Source organism: Amycolatopsis sp. NPDC001319 (assembly GCF_042896185.1).
Taxonomy (GTDB): Bacteria; Actinomycetota; Actinomycetes; order Mycobacteriales; family Pseudonocardiaceae; genus Amycolatopsis.
Genome location: NZ_JBIAWY010000011.1, coordinates 99,429 through 116,308 on the forward strand (window position 1 = coordinate 99,429; position 16,880 = coordinate 116,308).

Here is a 16,880-nt window from a genome sequence, read left to right on the forward strand (position 1 = left end):
TCCCGCTCGCCGACAGCAGCATGTGCCGTACGCACTCATCGGCGAGAACGGAGCGGCGGATGCGATTCGTACTGGTGCACGGGGCGTGGCACTTCGGGGAACTGTGGGACCCCGTCCGCAAGCACTTGGAGGACGCGGGCCACGAGGTCCACACCCCGACGGCCGGCGGCCTCGGCGAGAACGACGACAAGCACGTCGACCTGCGCGGCGCCGCGCAGCCGATCGTCGACTACATCCGGGAGCACGACCTGACCGACGTCGTGCTGGTCGGGCACAGCTGGGGCGGGTACGTGATCTCCCGCGTGGCGATCGAGCTGCCCAAACGGATGCGGCGGCTGGTCTACTTCGCCGCCTTCGTGCCGGCGCACGGCCGGGCGCTCGTCGACGAGATCCCGCCGCACCTCGTCGCCGCGCTGCAGGCGAGCTACGACGAACGCACCGACGGTGGCGTGGTGCTGCCGTTCCCCGTGTGGCGCGACGCGTTCTACGGCGATGCCTCGGCGGAGGAGGCGAAGCGCGTGTACGACGTGTTACGCCCGCAGCCGTGGAGCGCCTTCACCGACCCAGCGGACATGACGGGCTGGGACAAGGTGCCGCAGGCGTTCAGCTACTTGGCGCCGTCCGAGGACAACGACATCACGCAGGGCGAATGGGGGCGGCACCCGCGGCTGTCCAACCGGCTCGTGATGTTCCGGCTCGTCGGCATGGAGGGCAGCCACGAGGTGCTGCTGGCGAACCCCGAGCTGACAGCGCGCAAGTTCATCGAGGCGGGGCGGGACTGACCGTCCTTTGAGGAGTGAAGTGACGATCGAATTGACGGTGGTCGGCTCCGGCGCGACGTTCGTGATCGCGCCGGAGCGGATCGTGGTGGCGGGCTACACCGCGAAGGACGAGGCCGCGGTGGAGCACCACATCGCCGAGCTCGCGGCGATCGGCGTGCCGCGGCCGGCGAGTGTGCCGGCGTATTACGTGCTCTCGCCCGGACTGTTGACCACTTCACCGTTGGTAGAGGTGGGTTCGGCGACGACGTCGGGGGAGGTCGAGCCCGTGGTGATCCGTCACGACGGGCGGTACTACCTCGGCGTCGGCTCCGATCACACCGACCGGGAGCTCGAACGTGTCGACATCGCGCAGAGCAAGGCCGCATGCCCGAAGCCGCTGGGCTCGCGGGTGGTGGAGATCGGGCCCGACCTGTCCGTTGTGGACTGGGATGGCCTGGTCGTGGAGTCCGGTGTGGACTCTGCGGCTTATCAGAGCGGCAGTGTCGCGACGCTGCGCCACCCCTCGGACACGCTCGGCCGGATGCCGGCCGGGCTGGACGACGGCGGTGACCTCGTGCTGTTCTGCGGCACGCTTTCCTTGCTCGGCGGGAAGTTCGTCTTTGGTTCGCGCTGGCGCGTCGACCTGCGGCTGCCCGGCGGCGAAACCCTGACCCATGTGTACGAAACCCAGCGAAGGAAGGCTTGATGCGCACCGGATCGCAGTACCTGAGCGCCCTCGACGACGGACGGCGCGTCTACCTCGACGGCAAGCGCGTGGACGGTGTGGCGCGGCACCCGGCGTTCGCGCCGATCGCGAAGACCGTGTCGGAGCTGTTCGACCTCGCCGCCGACCCCGCGTCCGGCATGACGCGGCCGGGCCCGGACGGCGACGTGGTGAACCGGCTGTTCACCGCGCCGCGCAGCCGCGAGGACCTCACGGCGTTCCGCGAGGCCGCCACCACCTGGGCGCGCCACACCCACGGCTGGGTGGGCCGCAGTCCTGACCACGTCGGCGCGTTCCTCGCCGCGTTCGCGTCGCACCCGGACGTGTTCGGCGACTACGCGGCGAACGTGACGGCGTTCCAGAAGCGTGTCGTCGAGGAGGATCTGTACCTGTCGTACGCGATCATCCCGCCGCAGGTTTCGCGCGCCACCACGGCGAGCGCGTGGGACGGCGATCTGGTGCAGGTCGGCGTCGCCGAGGAGCGCGCCGACGGCATCGTGGTGCGGGGTGCGCAGATGCTGGCCACGGGCGGTCCGGTCGCCGACGAGATCCTCGTGTCGTGCATCAAGCCGCTGACGCCGGAGGACACGGATTTCGCGCTCAGCTTCGTGCTGCCCGTGGACACCGAGGGCCTCAAGCTCTACTGCCGCCGCCCGTACGCGCCCGCCGCGACGAGCCACTACGACTACCCGCTCACGACGCGCTTCGACGAGACCGACGCGTTGCTGATCTTCGACGACGTGTTCGTGCCGTGGGACCGCGTGTTCGTCTACCGCGACGTCGCCGGCGTCCGCAACCAGTTCTTCGCGACGGGCGCGCACGTGCTGGGCAACTGGCAGGCGCAGATCCGGTTCTCGGTGAAGCTGCAGTTCCTGGCCGGCCTGGCGCGCAAGGTCGCGGCGGTCAACGGTGTCGACAAGTTCCCCGGTGTCGTGGAGAAACTCGGCGAGCTGGCCAGCCTGGTGTCCCTTGTGGAGTCTGCCGTGCTGGCCGCCGAGTACACGGCATCGCCGGACTCGGCCGGCCTCTGGCGCCCGGGCAGCCGCGCGCTGTACGGTGCCATGGGCCTGCAGTCGGAGCTGTACCCCCGCGTGCTGGCCATCCTCCGCGACCTCGTCGGCGGCGGCGTGCTGCAGGTCCCCTCCAGCGTCGCCGACATGACCACCCCGGAAACCCGCGCGGACATCGACCGCTACATCTACAGCCCCGGCACCCCGGCCGCCGACCGCGTCAAGCTCTTCAAACTCGCGTGGGACGCCGTCGGCAGCGAATTCGCCGGCCGCCACCACCAGTACGAACTCTTCTACGCCGGCGCGCCCTTCGTGGTGAAGGGCTACTCCTTCCGCAACTACGGCTTCGACGGCCCGCTGTCCGAAGTGGACCGTTTCCTGGCCGGCTACTCCGAGGACAGCCAATGAGCAAACCCGAACGCGAGTTCTTCCCCGTGACCGACGTGGACTTCACCATCTGCAAGGGCGACGACCCGCGCATCACCGAACGCGTGCTGTCCACGGACCCGGCCTCCGGTGTCGCCACCCGCATCCTCCGCTACGCCCCGGGCGCCGACTCCTCCCCGATGGGCGTCCAGTCCCACGACTTCTGGGAGGAGGTCTACATCCTCGAGGGCTCGTTCACCGACCTCACCCTCGGGCAGACCTTCACCGCCGGCATGTACGCCTGCCGCCCCCCGGGCATGCCCCACGGCCCCTGGCACACCGAGGAGGGTGTGCTCACGTTCGAGGTCCGTTACCGCGCATGACCACCATGCCTCCCGACTGCACTCCCGGATCCGGCCCCGTTGACGCGTTGGCCATGCGGACGACGATGGGCCGGTTTGCCACTGGAGTCGCGGTGGTGACCACCGTATTCGACGGGGTTCCCCATGGAATGACGGTGAATTCGCTTACTTCGGTGTCCCTGTCTCCGCCTTTGGTGCTGGTGTGCTTGACGACTGGTGCTCGCACTACCGAGGCGGTGGTCTCGGCGGGCCGTTTCGCGCTGAATGTGCTGTCGACTCGGCAGGAGCAACTCGCCCTTCGCTTCGCTCGTCGCGGCGAGGACCATTTCTCGGGCCTGCCGGTGAAGACGGGGGCACATGCGGTGCCGGTGATTCCGGATGCCCTGGTGCACTTGGAGTGCTCGGTCCACCGGTTGTTGACGGCTGGGGATCACGAGGTGGTGATCGGCGAGGTGCTGAAGGTGTGCTCACGGGACGGAGAGCCGCTGGGGTTCCTCGGCGGGCGGTTCAGTGACGTGGTAGATCGGGGTCATGAGCCGGTGCCGTGGTTCTTCTGAGGCCGGACGACCCTGGCTGGTGGTGCGGACGGAACTGATCTACCGTCGCTGGGTGGAGCCGTTTCCGTATCGCACGTTCACGACCTGTGGGCTGAGTGAACCGCACCGGTTTGCGTTGTGGGAGCAGCACAACGCGCCGGAGTCCTGAGGTTTTTCGCGGGGGTTTTCGGTCGCCAGGGGGGCCTGGTCGTTCGGAGGCATTGTGCGGTTCAGAGCTCTGGTCCTGTCCTTCTTCGCGGTTCTCGTCGACGGTTTCGACACGGCCGCGCTGTCGTTTTCCATCCCTTCACTGGCACACGAGTGGCACTCGACGGCCGCGGCGTTCACCCTGGCGATCGTGGCCACGAACGTCGGCACGGTCGTCGGTTACCTCGCCGCGGGGCGGCTGTGCGCGCGCTTCGGCCGCCGGCCGGTGCTGTTGACGGGCGTCGGGGTGTTCGCCGTCGGCACGGTGCTAACGGCGATGGTGTTGCCGGCGCACTCCATGGCGTTGCTGGCCGTGATGCGCCTGGTGTCGGGCCTCGGTCTCGGCGCGGTGTTGCCTGCTGCGGTGTCGTTTGCGGTCGAACATTTCGCTCCGGTGTACCGCTCGCGGGTGTCTGTGTCGGTCACGCTGGGTCTTGCGGCTGGCGCGACCCTCGGCGGCTTCTTCGGTGGCAAGCTGATCACCGGACTGGGGCCGACGGGTGTCTTCTGGCTCGCCGGCGGCGCGACGGTTCTGGTGTTCGCGGCGATGCTCGTGGGGTTGCCGCCTGCGGTCGCGGTCGCTGTTTCTCCGCGTGGGGCTTCGGTTTTGCGGCTGTTCGGAACGGAGTTGCGGGCGAATACCGGGCTGTTGTGGGCGTACTCGTTTCTGGTGTTCGCCTCGTCGTACACGCTGATCTCATGGGCGCCGACTCTGCTGACGAGCTATGGGTTCACCCGCACGCAAGCGCCGCTGGGGCTCGCGTTCGTCAGCTTGGGAGGGATCATCGGCGGGCTGGTGCTGATTCCGGTGGCTGCTCGGATCGGGATCATGCGTGCACTGGTGGTGCTTCCAGCGCTGGGCGTGGTTTTCATGATCGTTGCCGGGCTGGCGCGATTGTCTGGTGTGGCGCTGTTGCTTGTGCTTACGGTTGCCGGGGTTGGGATCATCGCGGGGCACATCGGGCAGACGGCGCTTGCTGTTGCGTTGTATGACGTTGATGCTCGTACCACCGGTGTCGGCTGGTCTGCTGCGCTGGGTCGGCTCGGGTCTGTCGTGGGTCCGGCGGGGGCTGGGTTGCTGCTGGCGCTGGCTTTGTCGGCCGGGTCGATTTTGCTGCTGGCCGCGGTTCCGGCTGTCGTGGCGATCGGGTGTGCTGTTGTGCTGTGGAGGAGGAATCGGGATTCTCGGGTGGTGGGGGTGGTGGTGGAATCTGGGGTTTGACTCTTGGTCCGGAGTGAACTCGACAGCCTGAGGAAGAGTCGCGTGCCGACGGACAATCTCCGGGAACGGCACGGCAAAGAAACAAACCGACACCAGCCCACCGTGGTCCGAGACCAAATCCCGCAGCATCTCCCCGAAGCGCGCGAACGGGGAAGATCCCCTCCAAGACCACGGCGTAACCGGTGCCGAGCATCCGACAGGCCGCGCAGGATCAGCAAACGCGCCACAGCCACCGACGCTGACTCAAAGCGAGTATGACCGTTCAGACATGCCCGACGCCCGGATCGGCATTGGACGGGTATGGCTCCGCCAGCGACGATGGATGCACCAATCACCGCTGGTCAGAAGCGGCTTACGTCGAGGAGGACGTCCGTGGGAACACCGCGCAGCACCTACGCCCCCACCGATCCGCACGCGTTGAAGTTTCGGCGGGCGTTGCGGCACTTCCCGAGTGGTGTGTCGGTGGTGACCGTTGTGGATGGGGACGGTGGGGTGCACGGGATGACGGCGAGTTCGTTCGCGTCGGTGTCGCTGGATCCGCCGTTGTGTGCGGTGAGTGTGAACAAGCCGGGGCGGATGCATCAGTTGCTGCAGGGCACGGATGGGCACTTCGGGCTGAGCATCCTGGGGAACGACCAGGGGGCGATCGCCGATTTCTACGCGCGCCAGCCGTGGAGTGTGGCGGTGGACGTGGAGATGGACGTGTACCACGGGTGTCCCACGGTGGGCGGTGCGCTGGCGTGGTTCGTGTGCCGGAAATGGGCCGCGTACGACGGCGGGGACCACACGATTTTCGTGGGCGAGTCGTTGGACTACGGGTCGACGTCGCGGGAGGACCTGCAGCCGCTGGTGTGGCACAAGTCGGCCTATCACGACCTGGGCGAGCAGCGTCCGCGGGTCACGAAGCAGGGCTGAAGCGGCGGGTCACCTGGACGGCCTCGGCCACGAGCTTGTCGATGAGCGCGCTCGCCGACGGAGTGGGCGTGCCGGCGGCGGGCATGGTGATGCCGACGCTGTGGCCGATCGGTTCGAGCGACAGCGGCAGGCGCGCGATCCCGGGGTCCTCCTCGGTGATCAGGCGCGGCAGCGCGGCCACGACGTCGGTGTCGCGCAACAGCTGGCGCACGGTGAGGAACGAGGTCGCCTCGACGCGGTTGGCGGGCAGGAGCACGTCGTTGTTGTGGAACAGCTCCTCCAGCTCACGCCGCAACGCCGTCTCCGGACCGGGCAGGATCCACGGGTACTCGGCTACCGTCGCGAGGTCCACGGTCTTCGCACCGGCCAGCGGGTGCGCGGCGCGGACCACGAGGACCACGGACTCGTCGTAGAGCTTGCGGCGCAGGAAGCCCTCGTCGGAGATCTGCGTGAGCCGTCCGACGATCAGGTCGAGCCGGCCCGCGCTCAGCTCCACCAGCAGCGACTCGGGCGTCCCGTCGCGCACGGCCACGGTGAGGTTCGGCCGCTCCGCCTTCAACGCCGCGATGGCCCTCGGGAGCAGCACGTTCGAGCCGAACAGGTGCGTCCCCACCACCACGGTGCCGCGTTCGGCGCCCGCCAGCTCCACCACGTGGCGGGCGGCCTGGCGGGCCTGGGCGAGGATCGCGCGCGCGTGCTCGGTGAAGGCCTCGCCGTACACGGTCGGCGTGAGGCCGCGCGGGCCGCGCTGGAACAGCTCGACCTCCAGGATCTCCTCCAGCTCCCGTAGCCCGCGCGTCGCCACGGGCTGGGTCACGTGCAGCTCGGCGGCCGCGCCGACGATCGTGCCGCGCCGCGCGATGGCGTCGAGCAGCACCAGGTGGCGGAACTTCATCCGGCCGTCGAGCAGTCGCGGCAGCTCACGAGGGGTCATATCGAGCGACTATAGCCATATGCACATATCAACTTAAGGCTTTGGCATTTGTCAGGCATAGCTGGAGGTCGCGACGATGAGCAGGGATCACAGCCACACGGGAAGGCGGACATGACGGTGCTCAAGAGCTTCGTGGACGGGCGGTTCACCGACAGCGGTGGTGACCTGTTCGACAAGGTCAGCCCGGTCGACGGGACCCTCGTCACCCAGGTCGAGGAAGCCGGCCAGGCGGTGGTCGACCGCGCGGTGCGCGCCGCCCGGGCCGCGCTCGACGGCGCGTGGGGCCGCACCTCCGACGCCGAGCGCGCGCGGGTGCTCAGGAAGATCGCCGACCGGATCGACGAGCGGTTCGACGACCTGCTCGCGGCCGAGGTCGCCGACACCGGCAAACCGCTCGACCTGGCCCGCCGCCTCGACGTCTCGCGCGCCGCGGCCAACTTCCGGGCCGCGGCCGACACGATCGCGTCGGCCGGGCTCGACTCGTTCCTCACCGAAGGCCCGGCCGGGCGCGCGCTGAACTACGCGCTGCGCAAGCCGCTCGGCGTGGTCGCGGTGATCGTGCCGTGGAACCTGCCGCTGTTGCTGCTGACCTGGAAGGTCGCGCCGGCGCTGGCCGCGGGCAACGCCGTGGTGGTGAAGCCGTCGGAGGAAACGCCCTCGAGCGCGACGCTGCTGGCCGAGCTCATCACCGAGGCCGGCGCGCCCGACGGCGTGTTCAACGTCGTCCACGGCTTCGGCCCCGGCTCGGCCGGCGAGTTCCTCACGAGCCACCCGGGCATCGACGGCGTCACGTTCACCGGCGAATCCCGCACGGGCTCGGCGATCATGCAGGCGGTGGCGCCGCGCGTGCTGCCGGTGTCGTTCGAGCTCGGCGGCAAGAACGCGGCCGTGGTGTTCGACGACGCGGACCTCGGCAAGACCGTCGACGGCCTCGCCCGCTCGACGTTCACCAACACCGGCCAGATCTGCCTGTGCACCGAGCGGATCTACGTGCAGCGCGGCATCTTCGACGAGGTCGCCGCCGGCCTCGCCGAACGCGCCGAGGCCCTGCGCTTCGGCCGCCCCGACGATCCGGGCACCACCACGGGACCGCTGATCTCCCGCCAGCACCGCGAAAAAGTCCTCTCCTACTACGAGCTCGCCGAGCAGGAAGGCGCGAAGCTCCTGGCCGGCGGCGGGATCCCGGACCTCGGCCCCGATCTCGACGGCGGCGCCTGGGTGCGCCCCGCGCTGTGGACCGGGCTCGACAACACCCACCGCGTGCTGCGCGAGGAGATCTTCGGCCCCGTCGCGGCGCTCGTGCCGTTCGACACCGAGGACGAGGCGATCCGCCTGGCCAACGACAGCGACTACGGTCTCGCCGCGGCCGTGTGGACCACGAATCTCGAACGCGCCCACCGCGTCGCGGGCACCATGCGCGTCGGCATGTCGTGGGTCAACACCTGGTACCTGCGCGACCTGCGCTCGCCCTTCGGCGGCAACGGGCTTTCGGGCATCGGCCGCGAGGGTGGTGTGCACTCGCTGCACTTCTACACCCAGCCGACCAACGTGTGCGTGGCGCTGTGAACGCCCGGGTCGCAGCGGCGATCGACACCGCCGTCGCCCGCCTCCAGCGGGCCGAACGGGACCGGACGCCCGTGCAGCCGGTGCGCGAGTTCCTCGGTGAGGACGACATCGACGCCGCCTACGAGGTGCAGCGCCGGATCATCTCGGACAAGATCGCGAGCGGCCGTCGGATGGTCGGCCGCAAGATCGGGCTGACGTCGGAGGCCGTGCAGCGCCAGCTCGGCGTGGACCGGCCGGACTTCGGGGTGCTGCTCGACGACATGGTGTTCGGCGACCGCGCCGAGATCCCGCTCGAGCGCTTCTGCCAGCCGCGCGTCGAAGGCGAAGTCGCGTTCGTGCTCGGTGCGGACCTGTCCGACGGCGCCACGGTCGTCGACGTCCTGCGCGCCACGGAGTTCGTGCTGCCGGCGATCGAGATCGTCGACTCGCGCGTGGCCGGCTGGGACATCCGGATCACCGACACCGTCGCGGACAACGCGTCGAGCGGCGCTCTGGTGCTGGGCACGCGGCCGGTGAAGCTGTCCGAAGTGGACCTCGCCGGGCTCGGCATGGTGCTGGAGCACGGCGGCGAGCCGATCTCGACCGGCGTCGGCGCGGCCTGCCTCGGCTCACCGGCCGTCGCCGTCGCGTGGCTGGCGCAGGAGGTCGCGCGCCGCGGAGAGCCGCTGCGGGCGGGGGAAGTGGTGCTGGCCGGCGCGTGGGGACCGATGGTGGCCGTGCCGGCGCCCGGGAGCTACGTGGCCCGGTTCGAAGACATCGGAGAGGTCCGCGTCGGGTTCACCGCCGGGCCGGACGGAGGGAAACGCGCATGAGCACCCCGGTGGCGATCATCGGGTCGGGCAACATCGGCACCGACCTGATGTTCAAGGTGAAACGGCTTTCGACCGAGCTCGAAGTCGCGGCGATGGTCGGCATCGACGCCGCCTCCGACGGGCTCGCGCGGGCGCGCCGGCTCGGGGTCGCGACGTCGCACGAAGGCGTGGCCGGGCTCGTCGCCCTGCCCGAGTTCGCCGACATCCGGCTGGTCTTCGACGCGACGTCGGCCGGCGCGCACCGGCACAACAACGAGGTCCTCAGCGCCCACGGCAAGCAGCTGGTGGACCTCACGCCCGCGGCCATCGGGCCGTACGTGGTGCCGACCGTGAACCTCGACGAGCACCTCGGCGCGCCCAACGTCAACATGGTCACCTGCGGCGGCCAGGCGACGACCCCGGTCGTGGCCGCCGTTTCCGCGGTGGCGCCGGTGGCCTACGCGGAGATCGTGGCGACGATCGCCGCCAAGTCCGCCGGTCCCGGCACCCGCGCGAACATCGACGAGTTCACCGAGACCACGGCGCGCGCACTGGAAACCGTCGGCGGCGCCGGGCGCGGCAAGGCGATCATCGTGCTCAACCCGGCCGACCCGCCCATCACCATGCGGGACACGGTGTTCTGCCTCGTGGAAGAGTCCGAAGTGGACGAAGCCGCCGTCAGTGCGTCCGTCGAAGCCATGGTCGCGCAGGTGCAGGACTACGTGCCGGGCTACCGGCTCAAGCAGCGCGTGCAGTTCGACCGGGTGGACGAGCCGTTCCTGCCCGCGCTCGGGCGCGCGTTCCGCGGCGTGAAGGTGGCGGTGTTCCTGGAGGTCTCCGGCGCCGGGCACTACCTGCCGGAATACGCCGGCAACCTCGACATCATGACCTCGGCCGCCCTGCGGACCGCGGAACGGCTCGTGCAGGTCGCCGCGGAAGGAGCCCTTCGATGAAACTCTACGTGCAGGACGTGACGCTGCGCGACGGCATGCACGCCATCTCCCACCGCTACAGCGTCGAGCAGGTGCGCACGATCGCCGCCGCGCTGGACGCTTCGGGCGTCGCGGCCATCGAGGTCGCGCACGGCGACGGGCTGGCCGGGTCCAGCGTGAACTACGGCCACGGCGCGGCCACCGACGCGGGCTGGATCGCCGCGGCCGCCGAAGTGGTGAAGAACGCCAAGCTCACCACGCTGCTGCTCCCGGGCGTCGGGACGATCGAAGACCTGCGGGCCGCACGCGACCTCGGCGTCGCCAGCGTCCGCATCGCCACGCACTGCACCGAGGCCGACATCGCGATCCAGCACATCGGCTGGGCGCGCGACAACGGCATGGACGTCGCCGGGTTCCTCATGCTGAGCCACATGAACCCGCCCGAAGACCTGGCGAAGCAGGCGAAGATCATGGAAGACGCGGGCGCGCACTGCGTCTACGTCACCGACTCCGGCGGTCGCCTGACCATGCGGGACGTCGCCGCGCGGATCGACGCGTACCGCGAAGTCCTCGACGCGGAAACGCAGATCGGCATCCACGCCCACGAAAACCTGTCGCTGTCGGTGGCCAACAGTGTCACCGCCGTCGAGCATGGTGCCTACCGGGTGGACGCTTCGCTGGCCGGCCAGGGCGCCGGCGCGGGGAACACGCCGATCGAGGCGTTCATCGCCGTCGCCGATCTGCTCGGCTGGAACCACGGCTGCGACCTGTTCGGCCTGCAGGACGCGGCCGAGGACCTCGTCCGTCCACTTCAGACCCGCCCGGTCCGGGTGGACCGCGAGACCCTGACCCTGGGCTACGCCGGCGTCTACTCCAGCTTCCTCCTCCACGCCGAACGCGTCGCCGGCCGCTACGACCTCGACGTCCGCGCGATCCTGCTCGAAGCCGGCAAGCGCGGCCTCGTCGGCGGCCAGGAAGACATGCTGGTCGACGTCGCGCTCGACCTCGTGGCCACGCGAGAGGCGGCCCCGGCGTGATCGAGGCGTTCGCGACGCGGCTCGACGAAGCCGCCACCACCCGCAAGCCGTGTGCGCAGCTGTCCACGGACCACGAGCTGTCGCTGGACGACGCCTACGCCGTGCAGCGCGAGCTGGTCGAACGCCGCCTCGCCCGAGGCGAGCGCCACTTCGGGGTCAAGCTCGGCTTCACCAGCAAGGCCAAGGCCGCGCAGATGGGGGTCGACGACGTCATCATCGGCCGCCTCACCTCGGGCATGGTCCTGGCCGACGGCGACGAGCTCGACCTGAACACCCTCATCCACCCGCGTGCCGAGCCGGAGGTCGCGTTCCGGATCGGCCGCGACGTCGAGCCCGGCGAGGTGCCCGGCCCGGACCTCGTGGACGCGGTCGCCCCGGCGATCGAGGTGATCGACTCCCGCTACCGCGACTTCAAGTTCTCGCTGGCCGACGTGGTCGCCGACAACACCTCGGCCGCCGCCGTCGTCCTCGGGCAGTGGCAGCCGCTCGCAGCCGGGCTCGACAACCGCGGTGTGGTGTTCGAAGTGGACGGACGCATCGCCGGCGCCGGCTCGACCGCCGCCATCCTCGGCGACCCGCTGCGCGCGATCCCCGCCGCCGTCCGCATGGCCCAGCGCTACGGCCTCCCGCTCGCCGCGGGCACCGTCCTGCTGGCCGGCGCGGCCACCCCCGCGGTGGCGCTCGAAGCCGGCACCCACGTCAGCGCCACCGTCTCCGGCCTCGGCCGGGCCCGCTTCTCCGTCGCACCGCAGGGAGCACCCCGATGACCGAAGCCAAAACGCTCGCGGACAAGGCCAAACCCCGCGGCCGCTTCCCGCACCTGAAACGCGCCGGCGACCTCGTGTTCGTCTCGGGCACGAGCAGCCGCCTGCCGGACAACACGTTCGCCGGGGCCGAGGCCGACGAGTTCGGCACCACGACGCTCGACATCCGCGTGCAGACCGCCGCCGTGCTGGACAACATCGACGACATCCTCGGTTCCGTCGGCGCGAGCCTCGACGACGTCGTGCAGGTGACCAGCTACCTGGTCAGTATGAACGACTTCGGTGGCTACAACGAGGTCTACGGCCGCTACTTCGACGAGAACGGCCCGACACGCACCACGGTCGCCGTGCACCAGCTGCCGCACCCGCACCTGCTCATCGAGATCCAGGCCGTCGCCCACGTGCCGCGCGAATCCAGTGGAGGGAACTGAAATGACCGACATCAACCCCGTTTTCAACTTCGCCGCGTGGGTCGAAGAACACCAGCACCTGCTCAAGCCGCCGGTCAACAACAAGCAGATGTGGGAACGCACCGGCGATTTCATCGTGCAGGTCGTCGGCGGGCCCAATCAGCGCACCGACTTCCACGTGGACCCGTACGAGGAGTGGTTCTACCAGGTCAAGGGCAACATGCACGTGAACGTGATGACCGACGAGGGACAGCAGACCGTCCACGTGCGCGAGGGTGACATGTGGCTGCTGCCCGGCAACGTGCCCCATTCGCCGCAGCGCCCCGAGGCCGGCTCGATCGGTGTCGTGATCGAGCGCGTCCGCGAAGAGGGCACGCTGGAGAAGTTCCACTGGTACTGCCTCAACTGCGAACACCTCGTGCACGAGGTCGAACTGCAGGTGCGTGACATCGTCGAGGACCTGCCGCCGGTGTTCGAGCAGTTCTACGAAGACGAGTCCCTGCGCAAGTGCGCCAACTGCGGCACGGTGCACCCCGGAAGGTCCGCGCTCTGATGCCCCAGGTGATCGACGTCCACACACACTTCGTCCCGCGCGGCTGGCCGGCGCTGGGCGACGGCCCGGTCGAGGAGAGCACGCTGCCGTGGCTGCGCGTCGAGAACGAGCGCGAGGCGACCATCATGGTCGGCTCGCGCGAGTTCCGGCGCGTCCTCGCCAACTGCTGGGACGCGGGCGAGCGGCTGCGTGAGATGGGCGAAGACCAGGTCGACGTGCAGGTCGTGTCGCCGACGCCGGTGTTCTTCTCCTACGACCGCCCGCCCGCCGAGGCCGTGCGGATCGCGAAGGTCTTCAACGACCTCGCGCTGGAGATCTGCGAACCGGCGTCCGGACGGCTGCTGCCGTTCTGCCAGGTTCCGTTGCAGGACCCGGATCTCGCGTGCGAGGAGCTCGACCGGTGCCTCGCCGCCGGCCACCGCGGCGTCGAGATCGGCAACCACGTGGGCGACCGCGACCTCGACGACGCCGGCATCGTCACGTTCCTGCAGCACTGCGCGGCCAAGGGCGTGCCGGTGTTCGTGCACCCGTGGGACATGCCGAGCTCGCCGCGGCTGAGCCGCTGGATGTCGCAGTGGCTCACGGGGATGCCGGCGGAGACGCACCTTTCGCTGCTGGCCATGATCCTCGGCGGCGTGTTCGACCAGGTGCCCGAGACGCTCAAGATCTGCTTCGCCCACGGCGGCGGCTCGTTCGCGTTCTGGCTCGGCCGGCTCGAAAACGCCTGGCACGAGCGCCACGACGTGATCGGCGGCTCCGCCAACCCGCCGTCGAGCTACCTCGGCCGGTTCTCCGTGGACAGCGTGGTGTTCGACCCGTCGGCGCTGCGGCTGCTGGTCGACGTCGTCGGCGTGGAGAACATCCTGCTCGGCAGCGACTACCCGTACCCGCTGGGCGAACGGCCGGTGGGCCAGGTGGTGCGCAAAGCACAGTTCCTGTCCGAAGCCGAACGCGGCCTGTTGCTCGGTGGCAACGCCGCGCGGTTCCTCTCCCTGCCCGAGGAGATCACGACATGACCGCGTACAACTCCTACCTCAAGGCCGACGTCCTGCACACCCTGCAGGAGCCGGTGACCGACCTGGAGGGCGAGCGGTCGTTCCTCGTGGTGTGCCAGGTGCAGGAGCTGTACTTCGGCCTGATCACCACGGAGCTGCGCTTCGCCGCGCAGCACTTCCGGGACGGCGAGACCCCGTCGGCCGCGGCGGCCCTGCGCCGGGCGGCGGACCACTTCGCGGGCCTGAACGCGTCGTGGAAGTCGCTGGAGTGGATGACCGTCGGCGACTTCCTGCCGATCAAGAACGGCCTCGGGTCCGTGCACGGCAAGTCTTCGTCGCTGCAGTCGTGGAAGTACCGCGAGCTGGTGTTCCTGCTGGGCATCCGCCCGCACGCGCTGGCCGACCCCGTGTCGTCGATGCCGGACGAGCACTCGTCGCTGCTGACGACCCTGCGCGAGCCGAGCGTCTACGACGAGGCGCTGGCGCTGCTGAGCCGGCGTGGACTGTCCATTCCGGACGCGATAGTGAAGCGTGACCCGCAGGAGGAACACGAGTCGCACCCCGACGTGGTGCGCGCGTGGACCACGGTCTTCTACGGCGGCGACCCCGCGCTCGTGGACCTGCGGTTCTGCGGCGAGGCCCTGATGAAGATCGCGGAGGGCTACGCCGAGTACAAGCACCTGCACCTCGTGGCCACGCGCCGCACGTTCGGCCACCGGCCCGGCTACTACGGCTCCAGCGGCCTCGACTGGCTGGTGCAGACGGTGGTCGAGGTGCCGTTCCCCGAGCTGTGGTCGATGGACCCGGAAGAATCGTGACGGGAGAAAACCCTTGTCGGACTTGACGATCCTCGCGCTGTCCGGAAGCCTGCGCAAGGATTCCCTGAACACGCGCCTGCTCATGGCGGTCACGCAGCTCGCGCCGCCCGAGCTCTCCTTCGACGTCTTCGGTGAGCTGGCGGCGATCCCGCCGTTCAACGAGGACGAAGAGCACCCGGCCCCACCGGCCGTCGCGCAGCTGCGCCACCGGATCCGCACGGCCGACGGGGTGCTCATCGCCACCCCGGAGTACAACGCGGCCATGCCCGGCGTGCTGAAGAACGCGCTGGACTGGCTTTCCCGCCCCGTCGACGAAGGTCCGGCGCTGGGCCGCAAGCCCGTCGCGATCATCGGGGCTTCGCAGGGGCCGCTGGGCACCATTCGCGCGCAGCTGAACCTGCGTTCGGTGCTGCACAAGATGAACGCCGACGTGGTCGGCCAGCCCGAGTTCGTGCTGCCCCACGCCCACCAGGCCCTCGCCGACGGCGAGCTGCCGGAGGGTTCGCCGTCGTCGGCGATCCTCACCGCCGTGGTCGACGGCCTGGTCGACCTGATCGAACACCGGCGCGCTCTGGCCTCGCTTGGCCGGTGAAGCGCTTTCCCCGTCCCCTGAACAACGGAGTTCCCCCATGACACAGGTGTCCCCGCCGCCGCGGCAGATGAGAAAGAACATCCTCGTCAGCGTCGCCGGTTCGGCCATCGAGTGGTACGACTTCTTCATCTACGCGTCGGCTTCGGCGCTGGTACTGAACAAGCTGTTCTTCCCGTCAGTCGATTCCGTCGCGGGCACGTTGCTCGCGTTCAGCACGTTCGCCGTCGGCTTCCTGATCCGGCCCGTGGGGGCGGCCGTGTTCGGGCACTTCGGTGACAAGTTCGGCCGCAAACCGGCGCTGGTCACGGCCATGATGATCATGGGCGTGGCCACGACGGCGATCGGCCTGCTGCCCTCCTACGCCACCCTCGGCGTGGCCGCGCCGATCCTGTTGGTGGTGCTGCGCCTGGTCCAGGGCCTGGCGCTCGGCGGCCAGTGGGGCGGCGCGGTGCTGCTGGTCACGGAGTGCGCGCCCGAGGGCAAGCGCGGGTTCTACGGCAGCTTCGCGCAGCTCGGTGTGCCGATCGCGTTGATCTTCTCCAACGTGATGTTCCTGATCCTCTCGGCCGCGCTCTCGCAGAACGCGTTCCTGGCGTGGGGCTGGCGGATTCCGTTCCTGCTCAGCATTCTGCTCATCGCAGTCGGGCTCTACGCCCAGTCGCGCGCGTCGGAAACCCAAGCGACGCCTTCGGAGGAGCCGGCCCGGCGGCGCGCGCCGCTGCTCGAACTGCTGCGCTCGCACCCGAAGCAGATCCTGCTCGCCGCCGGCGCGACCGTGATCAACGGCGGCGCGTACTACCTGCTCACCGTCTACATCCTGTCCTACGCCACGCAGGCCCTGGGCGTGCCGCGCGGCACGATCCTGGTGGCCGTGCTGATCTCCGCGGTCGCCTCGGGTCTCACGATCCCGGCCGCCGCCGCGTTGTCCGACCGCATCGGCCGGCGCAAGGTGTTCCTCAGCGGGGCCGCGGGGCTGGCGGTGTGGGGCTTCCCGATGTTCTGGCTCGTGAACACGGGCTCGCCGGTGCTGATCACCGTGGCGCTCGTCATCGCGCAGGTCATCTTCAGCCTCACCTACGGCCCGTGCCCGGCGTTGTTCTCGGAGATGTTTGGCGCCAGCGTCCGCTACTCGGGTGTCTCGGTGGGCTACCAGATCGGCGCGGTCGCCGGCGGTGCTCTCGCGCCCATCATCGCGACGTCGTTGTTCGCCGAGTTCCGGACGGCCAACGCGATCGCACTGTACCTCGCGGTGATGGCCGCGGTGTCGTTCCTGGCGGTGTTCCTGGTGACGGAGTCCGTCCGTCGCAAGAGGACAGTCCCTGCCCCGCTCGCGGCGCCGGTGGACTGACGAGGTGCCGGCGGGCGGCGCGCACACCCGCGCCGCC

General features: G+C 69.6%; 19 protein-coding genes. 18 read left to right on the top strand and 1 reads right to left on the bottom strand.

The window, feature by feature from the left end; genetic code table 11:
* The first annotated feature begins 59 nt into the window (after positions 1 to 59).
* The 7 genes from ACFY1H_RS35915 to ACFY1H_RS35945 all read left to right on the top strand — a co-directional run bounded on the left by ACFY1H_RS35915 (position 60) and on the right by ACFY1H_RS35945 (position 6,103).
* Complete coding sequence (locus ACFY1H_RS35915) at positions 60 to 782, top strand: alpha/beta fold hydrolase (RefSeq protein ID WP_386953947.1); 723 nt, start codon at positions 60 to 62, stop codon at positions 780 to 782.
* Positions 783 to 801: 19 nt separating this feature from the next.
* Positions 802 to 1,467, top strand: coding sequence for a DUF2848 family protein (locus ACFY1H_RS35920; protein WP_386953950.1), 666 nt, complete (start codon positions 802 to 804; stop codon positions 1,465 to 1,467).
* Entirely contained in the window at positions 1,467 to 2,903 is a 1,437-nt protein-coding gene (locus ACFY1H_RS35925) for a 4-hydroxyphenylacetate 3-hydroxylase N-terminal domain-containing protein (protein ID WP_366585711.1), read from the top strand. Before ACFY1H_RS35920 ends, ACFY1H_RS35925 begins: the two co-directional genes overlap by 1 nt.
* The gene (locus ACFY1H_RS35930; RefSeq protein WP_386953953.1) at positions 2,900 to 3,244 is read left to right on the top strand and encodes a cupin domain-containing protein; all 345 of its coding nucleotides are present in this window, start codon (positions 2,900 to 2,902) and stop codon (positions 3,242 to 3,244) included. Before ACFY1H_RS35925 ends, ACFY1H_RS35930 begins: the two co-directional genes overlap by 4 nt.
* 65 nt (positions 3,245 to 3,309) lie before the next feature.
* Entirely contained in the window at positions 3,310 to 3,780 is a 471-nt protein-coding gene (locus ACFY1H_RS35935; protein ID WP_386954289.1) for a flavin reductase family protein, read from the top strand.
* Positions 3,781 to 3,982: 202 nt separating this feature from the next.
* The gene (locus tag ACFY1H_RS35940; protein WP_386953956.1) at positions 3,983 to 5,188 is read left to right on the top strand and encodes an MFS transporter; all 1,206 of its coding nucleotides are present in this window, start codon (positions 3,983 to 3,985) and stop codon (positions 5,186 to 5,188) included.
* Between the two features lie 372 nt (positions 5,189 to 5,560).
* Positions 5,561 to 6,103, top strand: coding sequence for a flavin reductase family protein (locus ACFY1H_RS35945; protein WP_366585719.1), 543 nt, complete (start codon positions 5,561 to 5,563; stop codon positions 6,101 to 6,103).
* Here the strand turns inward: ACFY1H_RS35945 and ACFY1H_RS35950 are convergent.
* Positions 6,087 to 7,037: a LysR substrate-binding domain-containing protein gene (locus ACFY1H_RS35950; RefSeq protein WP_366585721.1), complete on the bottom strand. Its 951-nt coding sequence runs from the start codon at positions 7,035 to 7,037 to the stop codon at positions 6,087 to 6,089. The two genes, ACFY1H_RS35945 and ACFY1H_RS35950, sit on opposite strands and share 17 nt — an antisense overlap.
* Positions 7,038 to 7,148: 111 nt before the next feature.
* Between ACFY1H_RS35950 and ACFY1H_RS35955 the strand changes: the two genes are divergently transcribed.
* Genes ACFY1H_RS35955 through ACFY1H_RS36005 form a run of 11 tightly spaced genes read left to right on the top strand, consistent with a single transcriptional unit; the run spans position 7,149 to position 16,843 of the window.
* The gene (locus tag ACFY1H_RS35955) at positions 7,149 to 8,603 is read left to right on the top strand and encodes a 2-hydroxymuconic semialdehyde dehydrogenase (RefSeq protein WP_386953960.1); all 1,455 of its coding nucleotides are present in this window, start codon (positions 7,149 to 7,151) and stop codon (positions 8,601 to 8,603) included.
* Positions 8,600 to 9,415, top strand: coding sequence for a 2-keto-4-pentenoate hydratase (locus ACFY1H_RS35960; RefSeq protein ID WP_386953962.1), 816 nt, complete (start codon positions 8,600 to 8,602; stop codon positions 9,413 to 9,415). The genes ACFY1H_RS35955 and ACFY1H_RS35960 overlap by 4 nt, the downstream gene beginning before the upstream one ends.
* Entirely contained in the window at positions 9,412 to 10,347 is a 936-nt protein-coding gene (locus ACFY1H_RS35965; RefSeq protein WP_386953965.1) for an acetaldehyde dehydrogenase (acetylating), read from the top strand. The genes ACFY1H_RS35960 and ACFY1H_RS35965 overlap by 4 nt, the downstream gene beginning before the upstream one ends.
* On the top strand, positions 10,344 to 11,363 hold the full coding sequence (gene dmpG, locus ACFY1H_RS35970) for a 4-hydroxy-2-oxovalerate aldolase (RefSeq protein WP_386953967.1): 1,020 nt from the start codon (positions 10,344 to 10,346) through the stop codon (positions 11,361 to 11,363). The genes ACFY1H_RS35965 and dmpG overlap by 4 nt, the downstream gene beginning before the upstream one ends.
* The gene (locus ACFY1H_RS35975) at positions 11,360 to 12,130 is read left to right on the top strand and encodes a 2-keto-4-pentenoate hydratase (protein ID WP_386953970.1); all 771 of its coding nucleotides are present in this window, start codon (positions 11,360 to 11,362) and stop codon (positions 12,128 to 12,130) included. The genes dmpG and ACFY1H_RS35975 overlap by 4 nt, the downstream gene beginning before the upstream one ends.
* Entirely contained in the window at positions 12,127 to 12,558 is a 432-nt protein-coding gene (locus ACFY1H_RS35980) for a RidA family protein (protein WP_366588449.1), read from the top strand. The genes ACFY1H_RS35975 and ACFY1H_RS35980 overlap by 4 nt, the downstream gene beginning before the upstream one ends.
* Position 12,559: 1 nt before the next feature.
* The gene (locus tag ACFY1H_RS35985) at positions 12,560 to 13,090 is read left to right on the top strand and encodes a 3-hydroxyanthranilate 3,4-dioxygenase (RefSeq protein ID WP_386953973.1); all 531 of its coding nucleotides are present in this window, start codon (positions 12,560 to 12,562) and stop codon (positions 13,088 to 13,090) included.
* Positions 13,090 to 14,106: an amidohydrolase family protein gene (locus ACFY1H_RS35990; protein ID WP_386953976.1), complete on the top strand. Its 1,017-nt coding sequence runs from the start codon at positions 13,090 to 13,092 to the stop codon at positions 14,104 to 14,106. Before ACFY1H_RS35985 ends, ACFY1H_RS35990 begins: the two co-directional genes overlap by 1 nt.
* Positions 14,103 to 14,903: a tryptophan 2,3-dioxygenase family protein gene (locus ACFY1H_RS35995; RefSeq protein WP_386953979.1), complete on the top strand. Its 801-nt coding sequence runs from the start codon at positions 14,103 to 14,105 to the stop codon at positions 14,901 to 14,903. Before ACFY1H_RS35990 ends, ACFY1H_RS35995 begins: the two co-directional genes overlap by 4 nt.
* Positions 14,904 to 14,916: 13 nt before the next feature.
* Entirely contained in the window at positions 14,917 to 15,495 is a 579-nt protein-coding gene (locus ACFY1H_RS36000; protein ID WP_386953981.1) for an NADPH-dependent FMN reductase, read from the top strand.
* Positions 15,496 to 15,532: 37 nt separating this feature from the next.
* Complete coding sequence (locus ACFY1H_RS36005; RefSeq protein ID WP_386953984.1) at positions 15,533 to 16,843, top strand: MFS transporter; 1,311 nt, start codon at positions 15,533 to 15,535, stop codon at positions 16,841 to 16,843.
* Positions 16,844 to 16,880: the final 37 nt, after the last annotated feature.

Coding starts and splice junctions, on each gene's coding strand:
- ACFY1H_RS35915 (WP_386953947.1), top strand. CDS start 60: ATGCGATTCGTACTGGTGCACGGGGCGTGGCACTTCGGGGAACTGTGG.
- ACFY1H_RS35925 (WP_366585711.1), top strand. CDS start 1,467: ATGCGCACCGGATCGCAGTACCTGAGCGCCCTCGACGACGGACGGCGC.
- ACFY1H_RS35930 (WP_386953953.1), top strand. CDS start 2,900: ATGAGCAAACCCGAACGCGAGTTCTTCCCCGTGACCGACGTGGACTTC.
- ACFY1H_RS35935 (WP_386954289.1), top strand. CDS start 3,310: ATGGGCCGGTTTGCCACTGGAGTCGCGGTGGTGACCACCGTATTCGAC.
- ACFY1H_RS35950 (WP_366585721.1), bottom strand. CDS start 7,037: ATGACCCCTCGTGAGCTGCCGCGACTGCTCGACGGCCGGATGAAGTTC.
- ACFY1H_RS35955 (WP_386953960.1), top strand. CDS start 7,149: ATGACGGTGCTCAAGAGCTTCGTGGACGGGCGGTTCACCGACAGCGGT.
- ACFY1H_RS35965 (WP_386953965.1), top strand. CDS start 9,412: ATGAGCACCCCGGTGGCGATCATCGGGTCGGGCAACATCGGCACCGAC.
- dmpG (WP_386953967.1), top strand. CDS start 10,344: ATGAAACTCTACGTGCAGGACGTGACGCTGCGCGACGGCATGCACGCC.
- ACFY1H_RS35980 (WP_366588449.1), top strand. CDS start 12,127: ATGACCGAAGCCAAAACGCTCGCGGACAAGGCCAAACCCCGCGGCCGC.
- ACFY1H_RS35985 (WP_386953973.1), top strand. CDS start 12,560: ATGACCGACATCAACCCCGTTTTCAACTTCGCCGCGTGGGTCGAAGAA.
- ACFY1H_RS35990 (WP_386953976.1), top strand. CDS start 13,090: ATGCCCCAGGTGATCGACGTCCACACACACTTCGTCCCGCGCGGCTGG.
- ACFY1H_RS35995 (WP_386953979.1), top strand. CDS start 14,103: ATGACCGCGTACAACTCCTACCTCAAGGCCGACGTCCTGCACACCCTG.
- ACFY1H_RS36005 (WP_386953984.1), top strand. CDS start 15,533: ATGACACAGGTGTCCCCGCCGCCGCGGCAGATGAGAAAGAACATCCTC.